The following is a 23,578-nucleotide window of genomic DNA, read 5'->3' on the forward strand; positions in this document are numbered from 1 at the left end:
TGGGCGGGTAGGAGCGCCGTGCCGTTCCTACCGGCCTAGCGGCTCGCGGGTGCGCCGGACGCCCGCTCCACCGTGCGGTCCGTGCCGACGGTCGCGTCGCGACCCGCACCGGGAGTCGCGCCGCGGGCCACGTGGGGTGCCGCGCCGTGGTCCGCACCCGGAGCTGTGGTGGCGGGGCGCCCGCGGCGTATGCGGGTGAGGTAATCCGGCACGTCGCTCGGGTCGTCGGTGATGAGGCCGATGTAACCGTCGGGCCGGATCAGGAACACCGCCTTTCCGTAGCGCGGTTGGGCGTGCGCGGAGGCGTGGCGTATGACGATGTGCCGCAGTGGGGCCTGATCGTGGTGGTGGGCGGGGATGGGTTCGGGGGGCGTTGGGGGACCGGCGGCTGGGGTGAGGACGGTGGGGGTGAGGGCGGTGGCACTGGTGGCGGTGGCGGATGTGGGGCTGGCGGTCTCGGAGGGCTCGCTCCGGGTGGCGGGCCGGTCGGGTGGCGTGGGCGCGTCGGGCAGATCATGGGCGGTGCGGAAGTCCAGCAGGGTGAAGTGCGGCCCTTGGAAGGCGTCGAAGAGGGTGAACTCCTTGCCGGCGGCGTCCACACAGCGCGCGTTCGGGGCCCGGTCGCCGGGGCGCAGGGCGTCGGATTCCGGGGCCGGGCGTGGGGCGCGGCGGTCCACGGCGAGCCAGCCTCCCGCGTACGAGAGGGTGAGCTGGTGAGTGTCGGAGCCCATCCGCACGCCACCGCCGGCCTCGTCGAGCGGGCGCCCGCGATGCAGCCGGGTGCTGAGGCCGAGCACTTCGGCGGCTATGGGCAGCCGCTCCTCCTCGTAGGTGTCGAGCAGGCTCTCGTGCGCGCCGTGTCGCAGCACCTGCTCCAGTTTCCAACCGAGGTTGTAGGCGTCCTGCACGCTGGTGTTGAGGCCCTGGCCGCCGGCCGGTGAGTGCACGTGGGCCGCGTCGCCGAGCAGGAAGACCCTGCCGATCCGGAACCGCTCGGCCATCGCGGCGCGCGGTCGGAACTCCGAGGCCCAGAGCACCTCGCGGACGGCCGACGCGGGCAACGACGTGCGCTCGGCCAGCAACCGGCGCACCGCGTCCGGAGTGGTGTCCGGCACGGCGTCCGGGTCATCGAACTGGGCCAGGAACTGGAACGTGTCCGTCCCGGCGAGCGGACACAGCGCCGTGCTCCCGTCCTGGTCCTCCGACCACACGTGCCAGTGGTCGCGATCGATCCGCGCCGCCGCCAGCCACTCGGAACCCCCGGCCGCCCCCGCGCCGCCAGGGCCAGCCGTCTCGTCGGCCGACCCCGCCGCGCCCGCCTCGTCCGAGACCGGGGTGACCGTCCCCCCGGTGTCGGACGCGGGGCCGGACACGCCGTCGTGCGAGGCCGCGAGGCGTACGTCGGCGACCAGGATCGGCAACGGGTCCACCGTGTGCCCGCTCATGGCCACGCCGGTCAGCCTGCGCACCGTGCTGCGCCCGCCGTCCGCCGCGATCACATAGGCGGCCCGGACGGTCTCGTCAGGACCGGTGGGTCTCGCCAGCGTCGCGCTCACGCCGTGCGCGTCCTGGTGGAACCCGGTCAGCCTGGTGCGGAACTCGACGCTGCCGCCCAACTCGCGCAGCCGCTCGTACAGCACCTCCTGGGTGCGCCACTGCGGCACCATCCACGTCTCGCGATACGGAGAACCCTCGTGCGGCTCGGCCCGGTCCAGCATGTCCCACTCCTCAAGGCGCTGCCTGCCGCGCCAGCGCTGCATGAGGGGATAGGGGCCACCGAACCGGGCGATGGCCGGGCCGATGCCGAGGTCGTCGAAGACCTCCCGGGTCCGGGGCTGGACGCCCTTGCCGCGCGCCCCGGGAAAGAGGGTGGCCGACTGCTCGATCACGCGCGCGGGCACGCCGCGCCGGGCCAGGTCGCAGGCGAGCGTGAGGCCCGTCGGGCCCGCGCCGACGATCAGCACGGCCGTCGGCGCGGTCTCCGCCGTGGCCTGGGCCAACGCACCTGTCACCGGGCCCGTCGGCATCCCTGGTTCGGAAACGTCCACCGGCCGCGCTGGCCGCGCCGCCCCGGATGTCGCCCCGAACGTCGCCCCCTCGGGCGGAGCGTCGGGCGGGGCGAGGGATTCGGGCGCCGGCGATGCGTGGGGTGTCGAGCGAGTGGCCATCACGGCTCCTTAACCTCGTTAAGTTCGCGTACTTGGAGTGTGCGCTTAACGCTGTTAAGTTGTCAAGGGCTCGCCGGCCTGGGGGCGGGGGACCGGAGCGGGAAGGGAAAATGGCCACATGGCGACGACGCGACTGGACCGGGCCCAGGTGGTGGACACCGCGCTGCGGCTGTTGAACGAGGTGGGGCTCGACGGGCTCACCCTGCGCAGGATCGCCAAGGAGCTGAACGTGCAGGCGCCCGCGCTGTACTGGCACTTCAAGAACAAGCAGGAACTGCTGGACGAGATGGCCACGGCGATCTACCGCCGGATGCACGAGGAGCGTCCGATCGTCGCGGACACCTGGCAGGAGCAGCTCGCCGAGTCCAGCAGGCGGCTGCGGCAGACGCTGCTCGGCCTGCGGGACGGCGCGAAGGTCTTCAGCGGCAGTCGCTTCACCGACGCCGGGCACGCGCAGTCGCTCGACGCGCACCTGCGGGTGTTCGTCGAGGCCGGCCACCCCGTGGGGCTGGCCGCCCGCGCCTCGTTCATCGCGTTCACCTACACCCTCGGCTTCGCCATCGAGGAGCAGGCGGTGCATCCGATGCCGGGCGAGCAGGCGCCGGGGTACGACGTGGCGGAGCGCGCCGAGTTCATTGGGTCGGAGTTTCCGCTGGCGGTCGAGGTGGGCCCGGACCTCTTCCACGACTACGGGGACCGGTTCGAGGAGGGGCTTCGGGTGATCGTCGCCGGCCTTGAGGCCACCTTGCTGGCCAGCCCCGCCCCCTCCAGCCAGGCGAGCCAACCCGCCTGACCTCCCGCCGCTGCGAACCGCCTCACCGACGCGAACCGCTCCGCGCCGCGAACGCCCCACGCCGCGAAGGCCCCTGCCCCGCCAAGGCCCCGCCCCGCGAACCACCCCGCGCCACGAACGGCCCCACGCCGCGAACGCCCCTGCCCCGCCAAGGCCCCGCGCCACCAACGGCCGGCCAGGCGAACGCCCCCGCGCCACGAACGCCCCCGCAAACGCGAACGGCCCGGCACCGCGCTGTGCGCGCGTACCGGGCCGACGGGCTCCGCGGCCGTGCCGGCGTCGCTTCGCAGTCGCTCCGCGATCACTCCGCGGGTGCCGCTCCGCGTACCCGCCCGCCTACCGCCTCCGCTTGCCGGAGATCGACCGCTTGATGACCGGAGTCAGGGGGTTCTCGACCAGTTTGTGCAGCAGCCAGGCCAGGGCCAGCATGATCGCGATGGTGAGCGCGAACGTCGCGTGCGAGGGGATGTCGAGGTCCTGGTGGAGCGTCTCCACGGCGACCCAGCCCAGATGTTCGTGGACCAGGTAGAAGGGGTAGGTCAGGGCGCCGGCGACGGTGAGCCAGCGCCAGTTGGCCCAGTTCAGCTTGCCGAGGGCGACGAGGGCGACCGCCAGGTAGCCCAGCGCGACGATGCCGATGATGACCGAGGTGTGGCGGTACGAGAAGAAGTCCGGGTTCTGGGGGTGCCAGAGCTCGTCCACCGCGTACCGCTGTCCTATCAGGAAGCTGACTCCGACGATGCCCCAGGCCAGGGCGTCATTGCCGAAACGATGCACCAGATAGAGGCCGATGCCGCCGATGAAGTACGGCGCGTACTCCGGCATCAGCACGATGTCCAGGAGCGGCTGGTCGGCGGCGTCGGCCATGGCCGCGGCCAGCGTCCACACCGCGCAGAACAGCACGACCCGGTGCCGGCTCGCCCCGGGGAGCACCACGAACAGGGCGAACAGCGCGTAGAACCGCAGCTCCGCCCAGAGGGTCCAGCACACGCCGAGCACCCGGTCGGCGCCGAGCGGCTGCTGGAGCATCGTGAAGTTGACCAGCGTGTCGCTGGGCGAGACGGTCGCGAACGCCACGGCCGGAAGCGCGAAGACGGCCGTGACCAGGATGATCGCCGCCCAGTAGGCGGGGAAGAGCCGCGAGACGCGGGAGGCGAAGAAGTCCTTGAGCGGACGGCCCCAACCACTCATGCAGATCACGAAGCCGCTGATGACGAAGAAGATCTGCACGCCGAGGCAGCCGTAGGCGAACCACTCGGACGCGGTGGGGAACTGGTGGGAGGGGGACGAGCCCCACGCCTTGGCGATCTCGCCGTCGCGCCCGCCGTAGTGGTAGCAGGCGACCATGAGTGCCGCGACCAGCCGCAGCCCGTCCAGTGCGCGGAGCCGCGACGGCGGACGCTGCCCCGGAGGCTTGCCCTCCAGGGCGGTGACCGGAGCGTCGGGCACCCCCGACCTGTCGGCCGGGGGCGTGGCGGTCACGGCATCGGGGAGCGGCCCCGGTGCGGTACTCGGAGCCGTCATCCGAAGGCTGCCCTTTTCTTGATCTGGCGCTGCACGGCGCGGGCCCTGCGGGCCACCTTGCGCACCGTGGGGTTGCGCGGCAGGAACGAGAGGTGGGAGGGGACCGCGCCGGGCAGGCCGAGCGCGGTCAGGCGGCGGCGCTTGAAGTACCGCCAGGTGTGGGCGTTGAGCTTGGCGGAGAGGTAGCGCTCGGCGGCCGGCCGCAGGTCCGGGTAGATCTTCGCCTGCATGGCGAAGCCGACGGCGGTGACCAGGCCGGTCAGCTCCTTGCCCGCGCGGTCGCCGGGCGGCGCCTGCCACGCCTGGACTGCGGCGTGGTCGTCCAGGTTGGGCAGCAGCGCGTCCACGATCGTCACCGGCATGCGGTTGCTGTTCTGGTACGGCGTCAGCCGCTCCAGCAGGACCTCGGTGCCGGTGCGGGCGACGGGCAGGCCGTACAGGGCGCTCGCGGTGATCAGCGCGGTGGAGAAGCAGCCGACGACCAGCGACGGCCGGGTGCGCTGGTAGAGGACCTCGGCCAGCACCGGCGAGTCCACCACGGTCAGCTCGGCGCCGAGCGTGCTCGCCTCCGTCTCGAGGAGGCGCGACCAGCGGGCCGGCGCGGTCGGGTGCGGCTTGAAGACCACCTCGCGGTGGCCGAGCCTGACCACGCCGCGCAACATCCGGACGTGCAGTTCCTCCTCCTCCTGCGGAGTGAGGATGTCGAGCGCCGACAGGTACTGGCCGAGCAGCAGCGCCGGACCCTTGGTGCCGGGGACCGCGTCCGGGACGGTGACCTCGGGGGAGACCCCGGCGATCTCGGCGAGCACCTTGGTGAAGTGGTCGGTGGGCACGACCTCCGACGGGACGCCGAACTCGGTCAGCAGCAGCGGCTTGAGCCCCGGGACCAGGTCCAGGTGGAGCAGCCTGCGCACCCGCGTGCCGACCAGCGGGGAGAGCTTGTTGCGGGTCGGCCCGTAGCTCATCAGGCCGTCCGCGTAGACGTCGAGCGGGGCGTTGGGGAACAGCCTGGCCACCGCAAGGGCCGGGTTGACCTGGATCGATTCGAGGATGATCTCGATGTCGTCGTCGCCCAGGCCCCACAGCAGCCGCAGGTGTCGTTCCCACAGCGGCGCGTCGTCCGCGCGCGGGGACCAGCCGCCGGGGTGGAACGGGCTGATCGTCTCGTTCCAGGACAGCACGCCGTCGAACCGGGGGCGCAGCACCTCGAAGCCGGGCATCTCGTCCAGGCTCGGGGTGGTCTCCGGGATGGCCGCGTTGTTGCTGATCAGCAGCAGTCGGCGGTCGGCCTCCGCGAAGCAGTCCGCGTCGATGGCGGCGGCCAGCGTGGCGGCGCCGTACAGCGTGGACGCGAAGAAGATCTGGGTGCGGTTACGAGCGTTCATCAGACCGCGACCTCCGGGCCGACGGGGCGGCGGCGCAGCTTGCGCAGCCGGGCGGCGCGATCGTAGTCCATCGCGTCCAGCGCCTCGTTCAGCACCTGCTGCGGCATCCGCTTCATCGCCGCCGCGCTCATGATGCGCAACTTACGTGCCACGGCCGGTTCAAACCTTTCGATGCCACCAAGGTGATGGGAAATGATCGCACAATAAGTGCGCACGGCCTTCGGAAGAAAACGCGCGGCTTCCCGATCGCGCGACGTTTCCTCGATCACCTGGTCGAACGCGCGAATGAAATCGAGCTGCCGGACGTCGCCGATCTGCGTCAGCGACGAGGCGACCCCGCGCCGGTAGAACACCCCGAGCATGCCCAGGACCGCGAACGACTTGGCCTCGCGGTGCAGTTTCCAGATCCACGGCCGGTCCTCGGCGGTCCGCAGCCCGTCCCGGAAATGCAGCAGCCCGTCGTCGAGCAGCCGGCGGTGGTACATGCCGGCCCAGGCGAAGGCGTAGTCGACGGAGGTGGAGCGGTCGGACGGCAGGATCACGTCGCGCGGATTGAGCACCGTGTTGCGCAGGCCGACCGGCACCCGGTGGATGGAGCGCGCCCGGTTGGTCACCTGCACGTGGTCGGTGCGCACGAAGTCGCAACCCAACTCCTCCATGGCGGCCAGGAGTTGTTCGTAGTACCCGGGGGCGAGCCAGTCGTCCCCGTCGAGGAAGGTCAGGTACTCGCCGCGCGCCGCGTCCAGACCCGTGTTGCGCGCGGTGGCGAGCCCGCCGTTCTGTTCGTGCCGTACGAGGACCGCCCCGGGCAGGTCGCGCTCGGCGCGCTCCAACAGTTCGGGGGTCCCGTCCTTGGAACAGTCGTCGACGAGAATGAATTCGAAGTCCTCCCGCGCGTTGGCGCGCAGACTTCTCAGTGTGTCTGGTGCGTAGGTCTGCACGTTGTAGAACGGCACGATGACGGAGAGCTTAACCACTCGGGTGACGGTAGGTGTCCGCCCGGCATTCGTCTTGACCTATGGCCTACGAGAAGGTGAACGAAGGAAGGCGGAATGGTTAACCCGCTGCTCTCACGGCCGGGTTCGCCAACAGTCGACATGCTGTTAACCGTTTGTTGCGTCTGTGTTGGGCCGTGACTCGCAAACCCTTCCTAGCGTCAGCGACGTGCCCACCCGTACCAATTCCCAGCCTCGCGTGGCCGTTCTCGCAGATTCCGACACTCGGTGGAAGTGGGGCGCGCTCACCGCACACCGCGTCGCACCGGACCACCGTCTCGACGGATACCTGCTGCGAGGACGCGCGACCCCCACCGCCCGTCAGCTCTCCGAGGTCGGAGTGCACGCGGACGCCATGCGTGAGGTCACGGGCATCGAGTTCCTCCACGCGATAGAGCGCGAGCGCTACGACGCCGTGGTGCTCTCCTGCGTCGGCGGCGGCGTCCAGGCCATGCTGCACGCCCTCGGGCACGCCCTGCGCGACGCCGGCCACCGCCCGGTCCTCATCACCGGCTACGTGGGCGTCGTCTACGAGAAGCTCGCCGACGGCCTGCTGCTGCGCAACGGCGCCGACATCGTGCTGGCCAACAGCCGCTACGACGCCGAGCGCTTCCGCGAGGTCTACCGCGGCGTCGGCGCCGACCCCGACGTGGTCGTCGAGTGCGCGCTGCCCTTCCTCGGCGGCGACCCGTACGACGAGACCGCGCGCACCCGGCGCCCCTACACCGGCGGCACCGTCGTCTTCGCCGTCCAGCCGTCCGTGCCCGACAACCGCGCTGACCGCGCCTACCTGCTGCGCCGCGCCGTCGAGCACGCCCGCAAGCACCCCGACCGCGAGGTCTTGGTCAAGCTGCGCAGCAAGCCGGGCGAGCACACCACGCACATCGAGGAGCTGCCCTACCAGAAGCTGGCCGACCGGCACGCGGGCACGCTGCCCAGCAACTTCCGGCTCGTCTACGGGCACATGGGCGAGGTCCTGGACAGCGCCGACCTGCTGGTGACGGTGAGCTCCACGGCCGCCCTCGAATCGCTGCACCGGAACATCCCCACCGCCATCCTCACCGACCTCGGCATCCGCGAGGGCCTGGGCAACCACCACTTCCTCGGCTCGGGCTGCCTGGCCTCCTGGGACCAGCTCGACACGGGCTACCGGCCCAAGGCCGACCCGGAGTGGGTCGAGCGGCAGGGCGTGGCCGCGGCCGACGGCGCGTACGAGCACGCCTTCGACGCGGTGCGCAACCGGCTGGAGGACCTGCTCACCGGCCCGCCGCTGCCGCCGGTCACCCCGTACTACACGGCCGTCACCGCGCCCGGCTACCTGCCACGCATCCTGGGCCGCTACGGCTTCCAGGCCGACGGCAGCCCGCGGCCCGGCGTCAGCGTCGAGCCGCAGGACGCCTCCGGGCTCAAGCGGGTCGTCCGCAACACGATGCGCGAGGCCGCGCGCGGCGCCTACCGGCACGGCGTGCAGCGGGTCGCCCCCGTCATCCGCCGCATGGGGGAGCTGTGACGCCCGCGCCCGGCGAGCGCACCACCGCGGGGCCCCAGGAGCCGACCGCGGGCCCGGCGCCCGCGACCGAACCGCCCGCGACCGAACAAGGCCACCCCACCACCGACGCCCACCCGACCAGGCCGCCGCGGGACCGGCAGGTCACACCGGGGGCGCCCCCCACCCACCCCGGCGCACCGCGCCACGAACCACCAGGCGCGCAGCGCCACGAGTCAGGAGCCGCCATGTCCACCTCGGAGCCCGCAGGACGCGCCAGCGCGCCGGGCACAAGCACGACGGCCGAGGGCCGCGACGGCGAACGGGCCGGGGGCGGCCGGGTGCTCGCGGTGATTCCCGCGCGCGGCGGCTCCAAAGGCGTGCCCGCCAAGAACCTCGCCGCCGTCGGCGGCGTGCCGCTGGTGGCCCGCGCCGTACGCGAGTGCCGCGCCAGCCGGCTGGTCACCGACGTTGTCGTCTCCACCGACGACCCGGGCATCGCCGCCGCCGCGCGCGGCGCCGGCGCCGACGTCATCCAGCGCCCCACCGCCATCGCCGGCGACACCGCCACCAGCGAGGCGGCCGTACTGCACGCCATGGACGCGCACGAGGCCGGGCACGACGGGCCCGGCAGCACGCAGGTGGTGCTGCTCGTGCAGTGCACCAGCCCGTTCATCACCCGCGAGGACATCGACGGCGTCGTGGGCGCCATCCTCGACGGCGGCGCCGACACCGCGCTGACCGTCGCCCCCTTCCACGGCTTCGTCTGGCGCGACGCGGACGAGGCCGGCGAGGCCGAAGCGCAGGCCGCGCCGGCCGACGGCGCGCGGGGCGCGGTGGCCGGCGAGGCCAGCGGCGGCTTCGGCGTCAACCACGACAAGTCGTTCCGCCCGCGCCGCCAGGACCGGCCGCAGGACCTGCTGGAGACCGGCGCCGCCTACGGCATGCGCGCCGACGGCTTCCGCGTCCACAAGCACCGCTTCTTCGGCCACACCGCGCTGGTACGGACCGACGCCGCCCGGGTCCTGGAGATCGACGACCCGCACGACCTGGAGCGCGCCCGCGCGCTGGCCCCGCTCCTGGACGGGCCGGGGCCGAAGGCCCGCGGCGACTACCTCCCCACCCACCTGCCCACCCGCGACGACGTCGACGCGGTGGTCATCGACTTCGACGGCACCCAGACGGACGACAGGGTGCTGATCGACTCCGAAGGACGCGAACTCGTCGCCGTACACCGCGGCGACGGGCTCGGTATCGCGGCGATGCGCCGAGCCGGCATCCCGCTGCTGATCCTGTCCACGGAGCAGAACCCGGTCGTCGCCGCGCGGGCCCGCAAGCTGCGGGTTCCCGTACTCCACGGCATCGACCGCAAGGACCTCGCACTGAAGCAGTGGTGCGAGGAGCAGGGCATCGCGCCCGAGCGCGTGCTCTATGTCGGCAACGACGTCAACGACCTCCCGTGCTTCGGCCTCGTCGGCTGGCCCGTGGCGGTCGCCGGTGCGCACGACGTCGTACGTGGCGCCGCACGCGCGGTCACCTCCACCCCCGGAGGAGACGGTGCGATCCGCGAGATCGCCTCGTGGATTCTTGGAAAGGAACTGTCTTCATGAGCTCCACCCGCCTCCGCACCCTCGGCGCCAAGACCGCGGGGCCCGGCCAGCCGGTCTACGTCACCGGTGAGATCGGCATCAACCACAACGGTGACCTGGAGAACGCGTTCAAGCTGATCGACGTCGCCGCCGACGCCGGCTGTGACGCGGTCAAGTTCCAGAAGCGCACCCCGGAGATCTGCACCCCGCGCGACCAGTGGGACATCGAGCGCGACACCCCCTGGGGCCGGATGACGTACATCGACTACCGGCACCGCGTCGAGTTCGGCGAGGACGAGTACCGCAAGATCGACGAGCACTGCAAGAAGCGCGGCATCGACTGGTTCGCCTCCCCGTGGGACACCGAGGCCGTCGCCTTCCTGGAGAAGTTCGACCTCCCGGCGCACAAGGTGGCCTCCGCCTCGCTGACCGATGACGAGCTGCTGCGCGCGCTGCGCGCCACCGGCCGCACGATCATCCTCTCGACGGGCATGTCCACGCCGAAGCAGATCCGGCACGCGGTCGAGGTGCTGGGCAGCGACAACATCCTGCTCTGCCACGCCACCTCCACCTACCCGGCCAAGGCCGAGGAGCTGAACCTGCGGGTCATCAACACCCTGCAGGCCGAGTACCCCAACGTGCCGATCGGCTACTCGGGCCACGAGACGGGCCTGCAGACCACGCTCGCCGCGGTCGCGCTCGGCGCCACCTTCGTGGAGCGTCACATCACCCTCGACCGCGCCATGTGGGGCTCGGACCAGGCCGCCTCCGTGGAGCCGCAGGGCCTGCAGCGCCTGGTCCGCGACATCCGCACCATCGAGGAGTCCCTCGGTGACGGCGTCAAGAAGGTGTACGAGAGCGAGCTGGGCCCGATGAAGAAGCTGCGCCGCGTCACCGGCGTCATCGCCGAGTCCGAGGAGCGCGAGCCCGCCGCCGTGTGACCCGTGTCCACGGGCCGTGGGCACGCCGCGCCGCCTTCCGGGCCAGGCACCCGGCAACTCCCGTCGGCAGTGCGGCCTCGTCGCGAGGCGAGGCCGCCGAGAGCGTGAGGTAGACCTCGTGAGCTCAACCACAGGGCCGCTCGGCCCTGTTCCGGAACCGACCCTCACCGCGGGTGGGGCCGGTTCCGAACGCCGCGTCCGGGCGCTGCCCGGGCGCGGCGCGTCCCCCCAGGACGCCGCCCCGGGCAGCACGCTCGCCTTCGTGGAGAGCCCGGTGCAATTGTTGAATGTTCTGGAGTGGGCTTACGCTGACGCGCTCCGCGCGTCGGGAAGTACTGACGCGCTCCGCGCGTCTGAGAGCACTGACGCGCTCCGCGCGTCGGGAAGTGCCGACGCGCTCCGCGCGTCTGAGGGCACTGACGCGCTCCGCGCGTCGGGAAGTACTGACGCGCTCCGCGCGTCTGAGAGCGCCGACGCGCCGCGCGTGGCGGCCGGCGATGCGGACGGCTCCGGCGCCCCGGCGGGCGCCAGGGCCGGAGGGGACACCGGTGTTGGGGCACCGGGGGACCTGACCGTCATCGTGCTGTCGCCGCACGACCCGATGACCCGTGGCCAGCTCCGTCGGATGGCGGAGCTGGCCAGGGAAGAGGGCGTGCGGGTGCGCTGGGAGGAGGCGCGGGGCGGCGCGTCCGCGCCGTTCCGCACCATCAGCGGCCTGGCCTCGCTGGTGCGCGCCGCGCGGCGCATCGTCATCGGCGACCCGTTCTCGCGCTACGTGCAACTCCTGTTGACCATGGCCAAGGCCCGCGACCTGATCGTCGTGGACGACGGCACGGCCACCATGGAGTTCATCTCCCAACTGGCGCGCGGGGAACGCCTCGAGCGCTGGCACCGGCGCGGCAGCCGCGGCGCGCGCGACCTGGTGTTCGCGCCGGTCTCGGCGGGCGCGCGGCGCCGGCTGACGCCGGGTCAGCACCGCCGGGTCGAGGTGTTCAGCTCGATGCCGGTGGACCCGCCGCCCGGCGTCACGGTCACCTCCAACACGTTCGCCTGGACCCGGGCCCGGTTCGGCCCGCCCAAGCTGACGGGCGGCACCGACCTGGTGGGCACCTCGCTGGTGGAAACCGGCGTGGTGGACCTGGAGCGGTACGTGGAGGCGGTCACGGCGCTGACCCGTGAGCACGGGGCCACGCGCTACTTCGCGCACCGCAAGGAGGCCACCGGCAAGCTGCACCGGATCAGCGTCGAGGTGGGCCTGGAGATCGTGCGGCCCGACCTCCCGCTGGAGCTGATCGCCCGGCGCGGTCCCATAGGGCGGATGATCTTGAGTTTTCCCTCGACGGTCGTGCACACGCTGCCGCTGGCGCTCGCGGGCACCGGCATCAAGGTCGCCGTGTGTGACGTCGATCCGGCCTGGTTGACCTCGCACGCCTCGCCGCGCGCCCAGGGGTTCCTGTCCGGCGTCACGGGCACCGCCCGTGACGTGCACAGACTCCCGTACGCGCCGGCTTCGCCGAGCCAGCCGTAGCCTCGCCGCAGTCTCCGGTCCGCTCACCCTGGGTGAGCGGACCGCCGTTCGATGGGCGAGCACAAACAGCGTTCATACCCCATCGGGTCGCCACTCATGCGACCAGCGGCCCGATTTTTCTTCCCCTAACGGGCTGAACTTTTGTTGATCGCCGCGCAGTTGCCCCGCGTGGCGTCTTACGCTGCACGCGTGAACCACGTAACGCCCCGCGACCTAGAGCCCGAAGCCACCGTCGAAGCCGAGCTGCCCGGTGTCACCGCAGAGGCCGAGCTGCCCGGTCGGCTGCCCGCCGCGCTGCGCGCCGAACTGACCGCGTTCCGCCGGGACCTGCACATGCACCCCGAGCTGGGGAACCGCGAGTTCCGGACCACCGCGGCCATCAAGGCCAGACTGGAGCAGGCCGGCCTCGCGCCGCGCGTCCTGTCCACCGGCACCGGCCTCGTGTGCGACATCGACCCGGCGCGGCTCATCGACGGCGGCGGGTCCGAGCGGGGCGAGGGGGACGCGCGCTCGGCGTACGGCGGCGGATACCCGGGCGACGGCGCGGGCGCCCGGCGGGACGACGGCCGGCCCTTCCTCGCGCTGCGCGCCGACATCGACGCGCTGCCGATCCCGGACACCAAGAACGTCGCGTACCGCTCGACCGTGCCCGACCGGGCGCACGCCTGCGGGCACGACGTGCACACCACCGTGGTGCTCGGCGCCGGCCTCGTCCTGGCCGAGCTGGCCCGCGAGGGCAGGCTGGCGCACCCGGTGCGGCTGATCTTCCAGCCGGCCGAGGAGGTACTGCCCGGCGGGGCCGCCGACATCATCGAGGACGGCGTGCTGGACGGGGTGGGCCGGATCATCGCCGTGCACTGCGACCCGCGGGTGGACGTCGGGCGGCTCGGGCTGCGCGTCGGGCCCATCACCTCGGCCTGCGACCGGGTGGAGATCGCCCTCGACGGCGCGGGCGGGCACACCGCCCGGCCGCACCTGACCACCGACATGGTCACCGCCGCGGCCAAGGTCGCCACCGAGGTGCCCGCGGTGCTCAGCCGCCGCGTGGACACCCGCTCCGGGCTCGCGCTGACCTGGGGCCGTATCGCCTCGGGCCACGCCTCCAACGTCATCCCGCAGCACGCCGAGTTGTCCGGCACGGTGCGCTGCCTCGACCTGCCGGGCTGGCGCTCGGCGCCCGACCTGGTGCACGCCGCGATCGAGGAGGTCGCCACGTTGCACCGGGCGAAGTTCGAGATCAACTACATCCGTGGGGTGCCGCCGGTCGTCAACGTACCGGACGTGACCGAGCTGCTGCGGCGCGCGATGTCGGCCCGGCGCGGCGCGGACTCCGTCGAGGACACCGAGCAGAGCCTGGGCGGCGAGGACTTCTCCTGGTACCTGGAGCACGTTCCGGGCGCGATGGCCAGGCTCGGGGTGCGCCGCGTCGGCGACACCACCCGCCGCGACCTGCACGCCGGGGACTTCGACGTGGACGAGGAGGCCATCGAGGTGGGAGTGGAACTCTTCACGGCCGCCGCTTTGCTCGATCGCAACCTTCCGTAGGGCCGCCGTAGACGGGATCGTCGCGGCAGGTTCGCGACGATCCGATAACGGCTTACTGACTCCCCTTTTCTGCGGTTCTACGCGCGTTACGATGCGGCGGAAATCAGCGCCACAGGTGGCGCTTCGAGTGAAGGGGACCCTCGTGCGCCGGGCATCCAAGATCGCCGTCGCGGGCATCGCTACCGCGGCTCTCGCCTTCTCCGCCACCGCGTGTGGCAGCAGTTCGGAAGAAGGGGACAAGGACAAGGGCATCGGCCTGGCGTATGACGTCGGCGGCCGGGGCGACCACTCCTTCAACGACTCCGCGGCCAAGGGCTTCGACAAGGCGAAGAAGGACCTCAAGGTGGGCGGCAAGGAGATGACCGCCAAGAACACCGACACCGAGGCCGACCGCTACCAGAAGCTCGCCGACCTCGCCGAGGCCGGCTACAACCCGGTCATCGGCGTCGGCTACGCCTACACCCCCTCGCTCGCCAAGGCGGCCAAGAAGTACAAGGACACCGACTTCGCCATCGTCGACTCGGTCGTCGAGGCCAAGAACGTGGCCAGCCTGGTCTCCGCCGAGCAGGAGGGCTCCTACCTGGCCGGCGTCGCCGCCGCGCTGAAGAGCAAGACCGGCAAGGTCGGCTTCATCGGCGGCACCAACAGCGCGCTGATCAAGAAGTTCGCCGCGGGGTACGTGCAGGGCGTCAAGGAGACCAACCCGAAGGCGACGGTGGACGTCCAGTGGGTCACCCCGGGCAGCACCGACGGCTTCGGCCTGCCCGACCGCGGTAAGGACATGGCCGAGGGCATGCTCGACAAGAACATCGACGTCATCTACTCGGCGGCGGGCGGTTCGGGCTCCGGTGCCATCGAGGCCACCGCCAAGAAGAAGGGCACCTGGTCGATCGGCGTCGACGGCGACCAGTACTACGAAAAGGGCCTGGCCGACTACAAGAACTCCATCCTCACCTCGGTGGTGAAGAACGTGGACGGCTCCGTCTACGACTTCATCGTCAGCGTCCTGAAGGACAAGAAGGCGATGACGGGCGTTCAGACGTACGACCTCAAGCAGGGTGGCGTCTCCCTCTCGTACTCCGGCGGCTTCCTCGACGACATCAAGCCGAAGATCGAAGAGGCCAAGAAGAAGATCATCGCGGGCGACATCAAGGTGAAGTCCACCTACGCGGGCTGACCCGCACACAGGCCGTGAGGCCGTTGCACCGGGCCTGGAGGAAGCCGCGTAGCCGCTGCTTTCTCCGGGCCCTTCCCCTGGGGCGCGGCCTCCCGCTCCCCGCGGGGCCGCCACCACCCCACCCTCTGGAGTCGCCATCAAAGCCGCCAGCGCCCCCACGGGCGAGTCACCCGCCGGCGAGGAACACCCCTTCGCCGTAGAACTCCGCGGAATCACCAAGCGGTTCCCCGGCGTCGTCGCCAACCACGACATCGACATCTCGGTCCGCCGCGGCACCGTGCACGCCCTCGTCGGCGAGAACGGCGCGGGCAAGTCGACCCTGATGAAGATCCTCTACGGGATGCAGCGGCCCGACGAGGGCACCATCGCCCTCCACGGCGAACAGGTCGAACTGCACTCCCCGGCCGACGCCATCGCGCGCCGCGTGGGCATGGTGCACCAGCACTTCATGCTCGCCGACTACCTGACCGTCCTGGAGAACATCGTCCTCGGCGCCGAGAAGCTGCACGGCATCGGGGCCAGGGCGCGCGCCAGGGTGCGCGAGATCTCCGAGGCGTACGGGCTCGGCGTGCGGCCCGACGCGCTGGTGGAGGACCTCGGTGTCGCCGACCGGCAGCGGGTGGAGATCCTCAAGGTGCTCTACCGCGGCGCCCGCGTCCTCATCCTGGACGAGCCGACCGCGGTGCTGGTGCCGCAGGAGGTCGACGCGCTCTTCGACAACCTGCGCGAGCTGACCGCCGAGGGCCTGACCGTCATCTTCATCTCGCACAAGCTGGGCGAGGTGCTCTCGGTCGCCGACGACATCACCGTCATCCGGCGCGGCACCACCGTCGCCTCCGTGGAGCCGAGCCAGACCACCGCCAAGCAACTCGCGGAGCTGATGGTCGGCAGCGAGCTGCCCTCGCCGCAGACCTGCGAGTCGACCGTCACCGACGTGGAGTTGCTGCGCGTCGCCGACCTGCGGCTGAGCGCCGTCGACGCGGACGGCGTGAGCCGCCCCGTACTCGACGGCATCGACCTCACCATCCACAAGGGCGAGGTCCTCGGCATCGCCGGCGTCGAGGGCAACGGGCAGGCCGAACTCGTCGAGGCCATCATGGGCATGCGCGACCCCGACGGCGGCACCATCACGCTGGACGGGCGGGACATCTCGCACGCCCCCACCCGCGCCCGGCGCGAGGGCGGCATCGGCTACATCCCCGAGGACCGGCACCGGCACGCGCTGCTGCTTGAGGCCCCGCTGTGGGAGAACCGCATCCTCGGGCACGTCACCGAGGCGCCCAACAGCCGTGGCTGGCTGCTCGACCCGAAGGCCGCGCGGCGCGATACCGAGCGCATCGTCGCCGAGTACGACGTGCGCACCCCCGGCATCGAGGTGACGGCCGCCTCGCTGTCCGGCGGCAACCAGCAGAAGCTCATCGTCGGCCGGGAGATGAGCCACCTGCCCAAGCTGCTCATCGCCGCCCACCCCACGCGCGGCGTGGACGTCGGCGCGCAGGCCCAGATCTGGGACCAGATCCGCGCCGCCCGCGGCGAGGGCCTCGCGGTGCTGCTGATCTCGGCCGACCTGGACGAGCTGATCGGCCTGTCCGACACGCTGCGGGTGATGTACCGAGGCCGACTGGTGGCCGACGCCGACCCCGCCTCGATCACCCCCGAGGAGCTGGGTTCGGCGATGACCGGTGCGGCCAGCGGCCACCTGGAGCACCCCACCGACGGGCCGGGAGAGGGCCGATGAAGAAGTTCGACAAGGAACGGGTGCTGCTGGCTATCGCCGCGCCCGCCCTCGCCCTGGTCGCCGCGTTCACGGTGACCGCCCTGGTGCTGCTCGCCACGGGCAAGGAGCCGTTCAACGCCTTCGGCGTGATGTTCGAGTACGGCAGCAAGGCCGACAGCCAGGTCTACATCCTCAACAAGGCCACCACGTACTACCTCGCCGGCCTCGCCGTCGCCATCGGCTTCCGGATGAACCTGTTCAACATCGGCGTGGACGGCCAGTACCGGCTCTCCGCCTTCATCGCGGCAGCCGCCGGCGGCGCGATGAACCTGCCGGGCCTGGTGCAGATCCCGCTGATCATCCTGGTGGCGATGCTGGTCGGCGCCATGTGGGCCTCGATCGCCGGACTGCTCAAGGTCTACCGAGGCGTCAGCGAGGTGATCAGCACCATCATGCTGAACTCGCTGGCCACCGCCCTGATCAGCTACCTGCTCGTGGACGGCCGGCTCGGCGTGCTCGACCCCGACACCAACATCGTCTCGACCGAGCCGCTCCCCGAGTCCAGCCACTTCTTCACCATCCCGGCCGGCGGCGACCTCGACCCCATCTGGGGCTTCCTCGTGGTGGCCGTGCTCGCCGGGCTCGCGTTCTGGTTCGTCCTCGGCCGCACCCGGTTCGGCTTCGACCTGCGCTCGGTGGGCCGCTCCGAGCCCGCCGCGCAGGCCAGCGGCGTGGGCGTCAAGCGCATGATCGTCACCAGCATGGTGCTCTCCGGCGCGATGGCGGGCCTGGTCGGCATGCCGACCGTGCTCAACGACACGCACCAGTTCACCGCCGACTTCCCGCTCGGCGTCGGCTTCACCGGCATCGCCGTGGCCCTCCTCGGCCGCAACCACCCGGTCGGCATCGCGCTGGGCGCCCTCTTGTGGGGCTTCCTGGAGCGCGGCGCGAACCGGCTGGAGTTCGAGGGGTACGACAAGGAGATCGTCGGCGTGATGCAGGGCGTGATCGTGTTGTGCGTCGTCATCGCGTACGAACTGGTGCGCCGCTACGGCATCAAGCGCCAGCAGCAGCGGGTGGGCGCCGAACTCGCCCAGCAGGCCGTCAATCTGACCAAGCGGGAGGTGGCCCAGTGAGCGGCGCCCCGACTCTCACCAAGACCCCGAAGGGCCCGCCGGGCGCCTCCCGGGCCGCCGGCGGACGGCTGTCCTTCGCCAAGGTGCTGCTGATCATCGCGGGCGCCCTGATCACGCTGTCGGTGGTCCGCGAGATCATCGACCAGGTCGCCTCGGGCCAGACGCCCGCGTTCAACAACATCACCTCGTCCGGCCAGATCGCCGCCGGCCTGTCGATGGCCGTGCCCATCGGCCTCGCCGGCCTCGGCGGGCTGTGGGCCGAGCGGGCCGGCGTGGTCAACATCGGGCTCGAGGGCATGATGATCCTCGGCACGTTCTTCGGCGCCTGGGCCGGCTACCAGTGGGGCCCGTGGACCGGCGTGCTGGCCGGCGTGCTCGGCGGCGCGATCGGCGGCCTGGTGCACGCGGTGGCCACGGTCACCTTCGGCGTGGACCACATCATCTCCGGCGTGGCCATCAACATCCTGGCCCTGGGCGCCACCTCGTACCTGGCCAAGCGCTGGTTCGAGCCGCTGGCCGACGAGGGCGGCAGCCCCAAGCAGTCGCCGCAGGTCGACGACATCCAGCAGTTCACCGTGCCGGGGCTGGCCGACTGGCTGGCCGACCTGGAGAAACACCACTGGTTCCTGGTCTCCGACGTGGCCGGCATCCTCGGCGGCCTGGTCACCGACATCTCGGCGCTGACCGTGCTGGCCATCGCCCTGTTCGCCGGCACCTTCCTCGTGTTGTGGAAGACCTCGTTCGGGCTACGGCTGCGTTCCTGTGGCGAGAACCCGACCGCCGCCGAGTCGCTCGGCGTCAACGTCTACTTCTACAAGTACGCGGCGGTCGTCACCTCCGGCGCGCTGGCCGGCCTCGGCGGCGTCTTCCTCGCTCTGGTCCGCTCGCACATCTACAACGAGGGCCAGACCGGCGGCCGGGGCTACATCGGCCTGGCGGCCATGCTCTTCGGCAACTGGCGCCCCGGCGGCCTGGCCATGGGCGCGGGCCTGTTCGGCTACTCCGACGCGCTGCAACTGCGCAGCGGCGGCACCACCGTGCACGCCCTGATACTGCTCGTCGCGCTCGGCCTGCTGGCACTCGCCGTATGGCGACTGACCCGTCAGCACTACATCGCGGCGGGGCTGAGCGGCCTGGCCGCCGCGCTGCTGATCGTCTGGTACGCGATGACCGACTCCGTACCGAACGAACTCGTCGGCGCCACGCCGTACATCGTCACCCTGCTGGTGATGGCCCTGGCGGCGCAACGGCTCCGCATGCCCAAGGCCAACAACAAGCCCTACCGAAGGGGCCAGGGCGGATGACCGACGCCCGCGACACCCTCGCCCCGCTCCCCGAGAGCGCCTGGCGGGAGCTGCGGCAGCGGGCCCGGGAGGCCATGTCCCGGGCCTACGCCCCCTACTCCGGCTTCCCGGTCGGGGCCGCGGCCCTGGTGGACGACGGCCGCACCGTCAGCGGCTGCAACGTCGAGAACGCCGCCTACGGGGTCGCGCTGTGCGCCGAGTGCGGCCTGGTCTCCGCGTTGTTCGCGAGCGGCGGCGGCCGGCTGACCGCGTTCACCTGCTGCGACCGCGAGGGCCGGGTCCTCATGCCGTGCGGTCGTTGCCGACAGTTGCTGTGGGAACACGGCGGCCCACGGCTGCGGGTGGACACCGCCCGCGGCATCCGCCCGCTGGCCGAACTCCTCCCGGACGCCTTCGGCGCCGCCGACCTCGAACGCGCCGCCGCCCCCGCGCCCGGCGCTTCCCCCGCACCCGGCGCCGACCCCGAATCCGGGGCCGATCCCGAACGCGACGCCGACCTCGAACGATAGGACCGCCCCGGACGTTGTACGGGCCAGTGGCCGTGCCACCTGCCTCGTTACCGACGGCCCGGGGCGGTCGCCTGCCCCCGACCGCGCGGCGGCCGGGGCGCGCGCACCCCGCGCGCCCCCGCGCCACCCCCGCCCAGAAAGGCCCGCACGCCCATGGACGCCATCTCCGTCATCCGTGCCAAGCGCGACGGCGGCCGTCTCACCGACGCCCAGATCGACTGGATCATCGACGCGTACACCCGCGGCGAGGTCGCCCACGAGCAGATGTCCGCGCTGGCCATGGCGATCTACCTGAACGGCATGGACCGGGCCGAGATCGCCCGCTGGACCGCCGCCATGATCGCCTCGGGCGAGCGGATGGACTTCTCGTCGCTGCCCCGGGTGACCACCGACAAGCACTCGACCGGCGGCGTCGGCGACAAGATCACGCTGCCGCTCGCCCCGCTCGTCGCCGCCTGCGGCGCCGCCGTCCCCCAGCTCTCGGGGCGCGGCCTCGGCCACACCGGCGGCACCCTGGACAAGCTGGAGTCCATCCCCGGCTGGCGGGCCGCGCTCAGCAACGACGAGATGCTCGGCGTACTGGCCGACGTCGGCTCCGTCATCTGCGCGGCCGGCGACGGCCTGGCCCCCGCCGACAAGAAGCTGTACGCGCTGCGCGACGTCACCGGAACCGTCGAGTCCATCCCCCTCATCGCGTCCTCGATCATGTCCAAGAAGATCGCCGAGGGCACGGGTTCGCTGGTCCTGGACGTCAAGGTCGGCTCCGGCGCCTTCATGAAGGACATCGAGGCGGCCCGCGAGCTGGCCTCCACCATGGTCGGCCTCGGCACGGACCACGGCGTGCGCACGGTCGCGCTGCTGACCGACATGTCCACACCGCTCGGGCTGACCGCCGGCAACGCCCTCGAAGTGCGCGAGTCGGTCGAGGTGCTGGCCGGCGGCGGCCCGGCCGACGTGGTCGAGCTGACCGTGGCGCTGGCCCGCGAGATGCTGACGGCGGCCGGACTGCCCGACGCCGACCCGGCGCGGGCGCTCGCCGACGGCTCGGCCATGGACCACTGGCGCCGGATGATCCTCGCCCAGGGCGGCGACCCGGACGCGGAGTTGCCCGTCGCGCGCGAACAGCACGTGGTCAACGCCTCCGTCGACGGCGTGCTCACCACCCTGGACGCCTACGCCGTCGGGGTCGCCGCCTGGCGGCTCGGCGCCGGCCGCGCCCGCCGTGACGACCCGGTCCAGGCGGGCGCCGGCGTCGAACTGCACGCCAAGCCGGGCGACCGGATCACCGCGGGTCAGCCGCTGCTGACCCTGCACACCGACACCCCGGAGAAGTTCGGCTACGCCCTTGAGGCCCTCAACGGCGGCGTCCTGATCGCCCCGGCCGACACGCGGTTCGAGCCGCAGCCGGTGGTGCTGGACCGCATCGGATAGCGCGCAGCCGCCGCCCCGGGCGGGTGGTGCGCGGGTGCGTTGGCGTAGGCAGGGCGCGGGGGCATAGGTGCGCTGGCTCGGGCAGGGCGTGGGCGGATCGCTCCGGGGGCGCGCGGGTTCGGAATGCGCTCACACGTTCGAGTGGTGCGGGAAGGCGAACCGGCTCGGGGGCCGCGGATCGTGCTGGGATGGATGACGTGACCGCACGGGTGCCGCAGGGGGCGGTGCCCGGGGGAGGGGCGTCATGAGCGCGCGACGTACCGAGCAGGTGCCGGCCGGGGCCGGCGGGTGGGCCGATCTCGCCCGCCGATGGGCGGAGTCCGACGTCCCCGAGGGATGGCGGGCCGAGCTCATCGAGGGGGCCGTCACCCTCTCGCCCCCGCCCGACCGCCGCCACCACATCGTCCTGGACCAGATCCAGCGGCAGTTGTACGCGGCGATCCCGCCGGACTGGGGGATCTACCAGCGGCTGGGCCTGGCCGTGCCCGCGTGCGCGGGCGTCTTCGTCCCCGACCTGGCGGTGGTGCCCAAGCGGGGTGTGCCGCACGGCGAGTCCGCGTACGCCCCCGCCGCCGCGGCCCGGATGACGGTCGAGATCACGTCGCGGGCCAGCGCCCACCGCGACCGCACCACCAAGGCCGCCGGCTACGCGCTGGCCGGTGTCCCGCTGTACGTGCTCGTGGACGGATGGGCCCCGCGCGGCCCATCCGTCACGCTGTACGGGGTCCCGGAGGGGGAGGCGTATCGGGTGCTCGGCACGGTCGGGTTCGGGGCGGACCTCCACCTCCCCGAGCCCTTCGAGACGACCCTCGAAACCGGCGCCTTCACCGCTCGGGCGACGTGATGGCCGCGCCCGAGACCGTGGCCACGCCCGGGATCGTGGCCACGCCCGGGATCGTGGCCACGCCCGGGACCGTGGTCGCGTCCGAGACCGTGGTCACGCGTGGGGACGGCCGCCCGGCGGGCGGGCCGGCGACGCGGTGGGCGGCCTGGTGCCGCTGGTTACCGCGCCGCCGCCAGCGCCCGCCGCTGGGCCAGCGCCTTGCGGGTCGCGTAGAGCGTGATGCTCGCCGCCCCGACCATCGCCGCGAGGCCGAGCACGACGGTGCCCTCCCAGCCCGCCGCGTGGAAGGCGATGGCGCCGAGCGTGCCGCCCGCGCTGCTGCCCAGGTAGTACGCCGACTGGTAGAGCGCGGACGCCTGCGCGCGGCCCGTCGTGGCGGTGCGGCTGACCGAGGAGGAGGCCACGGCGTGCCCGGCGAAGAAGCCCGCCGTGATCAACACCAGCCCGAGCAGCACCGCGAGCAGCGTGGAGGTCAGCGTCAGCAGCAGGCCGAGCGCCGTGGTGCCCACCGCGAGGTAGAGCGCGCTGCGCCGGCCGAGCCGGGCGACGAGTTGGCCCGCCGCCGCCGAGGAGAGGGTGCCGACCAGGTAGACCAGGAAGATCGACCCGACCACGCCCTGCGGCAGGTTGAACGGCTCCTCGATCAGCCGGTAGCCGATGACGGTGTAGACCGCGCCGAACACGGTCATGAACAGCGCCCCGATCGCGTACAGCCGGCGCAACAGCGGGTCGGCCAGGTGGCCCCCGATGGTGCGGGCCAGGGCGCGCGGCCCGACCGGGCGCGACGTGAAGTGCCGGGCCCGCGGTACGAGGAGCCGGAAGACCACGGCGCACACCGCCGCCAGCAGCCCCACCGCGGCCAGCGCCGCCCGCCAGCCCCACGCCTGGGCGACCCAGCCGGTGAGGATGCGGCCGGACATGCCGCCGATGCTGTTGCCCGCGACGAACAGGCCGATCGCCCCGACCAGTGCCTTGCCCCGCACCTCCTCGGCCAGGTACGCCATCGCGGACGCGGGCACCCCGGCCAGCGCGGCGCCCTGGACGGCGCGCAGCGCGACCAGCCAGCCCAGGTTGGGCGCGAACGGCGTCAGCAGGGCGACGACCGCGGCGACGCTCAGCGAGACGGTCATCAGGGTGCGCCGACCGAACCGCTCGGAGAGCGCGCTCAGCGGCAGCACGGCGAGCGCGAGGGCTCCGGTCGCGGCGGACACGGTCCAACTCGCCTGGCCCGGCGAGACGCCCAGGTCACCGGAGATGGCGGGCAGCAGCGCCTGCGTCGAGTAGAGCAGCGCGAAGGTGGAGATGCCGGCGGCCAGCAGCCCGAAGCTCATGCGTCGGTAACCGGGTCCGCCAGGGCGCAGCTTGCCGCCGTCGGAGTCGGCCCCCTCGCCCGCACCGCCGGCCGCACCGTGCGCGCGGGGCGCGGGCCGACCGGCCGCGGGGCTCTGTTCCGGCGTGCGCGCCGTGGCGGGCCCGGAGTTCGGGCCGCTCTCGTGGGCGGCCTTG

At 72.4% G+C, this 23,578-nt stretch carries 18 protein-coding genes; 13 read left to right on the forward strand and 5 right to left on the reverse strand.

Annotated features, from left to right (window positions below; translation table 11 throughout):
* Positions 1-35: 35 nt before the first annotated feature.
* Positions 36-2,012: an FAD-dependent monooxygenase gene (locus AC3CHW_RS21360; RefSeq protein ID WP_488467535.1), complete on the reverse strand. Its 1,977-nt coding sequence runs from the start codon at positions 2,010-2,012 to the stop codon at positions 36-38.
* Positions 2,013-2,286: 274 nt separating this feature from the next.
* Between AC3CHW_RS21360 and AC3CHW_RS21365 the strand changes: the two genes are divergently transcribed.
* On the forward strand, positions 2,287-2,961 hold the full coding sequence (locus AC3CHW_RS21365; RefSeq protein WP_488467536.1) for a TetR/AcrR family transcriptional regulator C-terminal domain-containing protein: 675 nt from the start codon (positions 2,287-2,289) through the stop codon (positions 2,959-2,961).
* A gap of 336 nt (positions 2,962-3,297) precedes the next feature.
* On the opposite strand, the gene AC3CHW_RS21370 is transcribed toward AC3CHW_RS21365, so the two are convergent.
* The 3 genes from AC3CHW_RS21370 to AC3CHW_RS21380 are packed head-to-tail and all read right to left on the reverse strand — an operon-like array spanning position 3,298 to position 6,847.
* Entirely contained in the window at positions 3,298-4,485 is a 1,188-nt protein-coding gene (locus AC3CHW_RS21370; RefSeq protein ID WP_488467537.1) for an acyltransferase family protein, read from the reverse strand.
* Positions 4,482-5,870, reverse strand: coding sequence for a polysialyltransferase family glycosyltransferase (locus AC3CHW_RS21375; protein WP_187063532.1), 1,389 nt, complete (start codon positions 5,868-5,870; stop codon positions 4,482-4,484). The genes AC3CHW_RS21370 and AC3CHW_RS21375 overlap by 4 nt, the downstream gene beginning before the upstream one ends.
* Complete coding sequence (locus AC3CHW_RS21380; RefSeq protein WP_398610271.1) at positions 5,870-6,847, reverse strand: glycosyltransferase family 2 protein; 978 nt, start codon at positions 6,845-6,847, stop codon at positions 5,870-5,872. The genes AC3CHW_RS21375 and AC3CHW_RS21380 overlap by 1 nt, the downstream gene beginning before the upstream one ends.
* A gap of 187 nt (positions 6,848-7,034) precedes the next feature.
* Between AC3CHW_RS21380 and AC3CHW_RS21385 the strand changes: the two genes are divergently transcribed.
* From AC3CHW_RS21385 to AC3CHW_RS21440, 12 genes are all read left to right on the forward strand, one after another.
* Entirely contained in the window at positions 7,035-8,375 is a 1,341-nt protein-coding gene (locus AC3CHW_RS21385; RefSeq protein WP_187063534.1) for a DUF6716 putative glycosyltransferase, read from the forward strand.
* Positions 8,376-8,599: 224 nt separating this feature from the next.
* Positions 8,600-9,961 carry a cytidylyltransferase domain-containing protein gene (locus AC3CHW_RS21390; RefSeq protein WP_488467538.1) on the forward strand — a complete coding sequence of 454 codons (1,362 nt, stop codon included), beginning with the start codon at positions 8,600-8,602 and terminating at the stop codon, positions 9,959-9,961.
* Positions 9,958-10,881 (forward strand): N-acetylneuraminate synthase family protein, encoded by a 924-nt coding sequence (locus AC3CHW_RS21395; RefSeq protein WP_176162073.1) that lies wholly within the window; start codon positions 9,958-9,960, stop codon positions 10,879-10,881. Before AC3CHW_RS21390 ends, AC3CHW_RS21395 begins: the two co-directional genes overlap by 4 nt.
* Positions 10,882-11,086: 205 nt before the next feature.
* A complete protein-coding gene (locus AC3CHW_RS21400; protein ID WP_488471128.1) occupies positions 11,087-12,409 on the forward strand; it encodes a hypothetical protein in 1,323 nt (440 codons plus the stop codon).
* A gap of 189 nt (positions 12,410-12,598) precedes the next feature.
* The gene (locus AC3CHW_RS21405) at positions 12,599-13,954 is read left to right on the forward strand and encodes an amidohydrolase (protein WP_488467539.1); all 1,356 of its coding nucleotides are present in this window, start codon (positions 12,599-12,601) and stop codon (positions 13,952-13,954) included.
* Positions 13,955-14,096: 142 nt separating this feature from the next.
* Positions 14,097-15,131 (forward strand): BMP family lipoprotein, encoded by a 1,035-nt coding sequence (locus tag AC3CHW_RS21410; RefSeq protein ID WP_176162071.1) that lies wholly within the window; start codon positions 14,097-14,099, stop codon positions 15,129-15,131.
* Positions 15,132-15,267: 136 nt separating this feature from the next.
* Positions 15,268-16,869: an ABC transporter ATP-binding protein gene (locus AC3CHW_RS21415; protein ID WP_488471129.1), complete on the forward strand. Its 1,602-nt coding sequence runs from the start codon at positions 15,268-15,270 to the stop codon at positions 16,867-16,869.
* Entirely contained in the window at positions 16,866-17,984 is a 1,119-nt protein-coding gene (locus AC3CHW_RS21420) for an ABC transporter permease (protein ID WP_359330374.1), read from the forward strand. Before AC3CHW_RS21415 ends, AC3CHW_RS21420 begins: the two co-directional genes overlap by 4 nt.
* Positions 17,981-19,288, forward strand: coding sequence for an ABC transporter permease (locus AC3CHW_RS21425; protein WP_387592807.1), 1,308 nt, complete (start codon positions 17,981-17,983; stop codon positions 19,286-19,288). The genes AC3CHW_RS21420 and AC3CHW_RS21425 overlap by 4 nt, the downstream gene beginning before the upstream one ends.
* Positions 19,285-19,797 (forward strand): cytidine deaminase, encoded by a 513-nt coding sequence (locus AC3CHW_RS21430; protein ID WP_488467540.1) that lies wholly within the window; start codon positions 19,285-19,287, stop codon positions 19,795-19,797. The genes AC3CHW_RS21425 and AC3CHW_RS21430 overlap by 4 nt, the downstream gene beginning before the upstream one ends.
* Before the next feature lie 153 nt (positions 19,798-19,950).
* Entirely contained in the window at positions 19,951-21,228 is a 1,278-nt protein-coding gene (locus AC3CHW_RS21435) for a thymidine phosphorylase (RefSeq protein WP_488467541.1), read from the forward strand.
* A gap of 244 nt (positions 21,229-21,472) precedes the next feature.
* A complete protein-coding gene (locus AC3CHW_RS21440; protein ID WP_488467542.1) occupies positions 21,473-22,072 on the forward strand; it encodes a Uma2 family endonuclease in 600 nt (199 codons plus the stop codon).
* Positions 22,073-22,230: 158 nt separating this feature from the next.
* Here the strand turns inward: AC3CHW_RS21440 and AC3CHW_RS21445 are convergent, their stop codons facing one another.
* Entirely contained in the window at positions 22,231-23,403 is a 1,173-nt protein-coding gene (locus tag AC3CHW_RS21445; RefSeq protein WP_217198743.1) for an MFS transporter, read from the reverse strand.
* Between the last annotated feature and the right edge of the window lie 175 nt (positions 23,404-23,578).

It is taken from the genome of Streptomyces sp. MGP-BFMKR1, assembly GCF_057766585.1.

Coding starts and splice junctions, on each gene's coding strand:
- AC3CHW_RS21395 (WP_176162073.1), top strand. CDS start 9,958: ATGAGCTCCACCCGCCTCCGCACCCTCGGCGCCAAGACCGCGGGGCCC.
- AC3CHW_RS21430 (WP_488467540.1), top strand. CDS start 19,285: ATGACCGACGCCCGCGACACCCTCGCCCCGCTCCCCGAGAGCGCCTGG.
- AC3CHW_RS21420 (WP_359330374.1), top strand. CDS start 16,866: ATGAAGAAGTTCGACAAGGAACGGGTGCTGCTGGCTATCGCCGCGCCC.
- AC3CHW_RS21445 (WP_217198743.1), bottom strand. CDS start 23,403: ATGAGCTTCGGGCTGCTGGCCGCCGGCATCTCCACCTTCGCGCTGCTC.
- AC3CHW_RS21440 (WP_488467542.1), top strand. CDS start 21,473: ATGAGCGCGCGACGTACCGAGCAGGTGCCGGCCGGGGCCGGCGGGTGG.
- AC3CHW_RS21435 (WP_488467541.1), top strand. CDS start 19,951: ATGGACGCCATCTCCGTCATCCGTGCCAAGCGCGACGGCGGCCGTCTC.
- AC3CHW_RS21370 (WP_488467537.1), bottom strand. CDS start 4,485: ATGACGGCTCCGAGTACCGCACCGGGGCCGCTCCCCGATGCCGTGACC.
- AC3CHW_RS21375 (WP_187063532.1), bottom strand. CDS start 5,870: ATGAACGCTCGTAACCGCACCCAGATCTTCTTCGCGTCCACGCTGTAC.
- AC3CHW_RS21365 (WP_488467536.1), top strand. CDS start 2,287: ATGGCGACGACGCGACTGGACCGGGCCCAGGTGGTGGACACCGCGCTG.
- AC3CHW_RS21390 (WP_488467538.1), top strand. CDS start 8,600: ATGTCCACCTCGGAGCCCGCAGGACGCGCCAGCGCGCCGGGCACAAGC.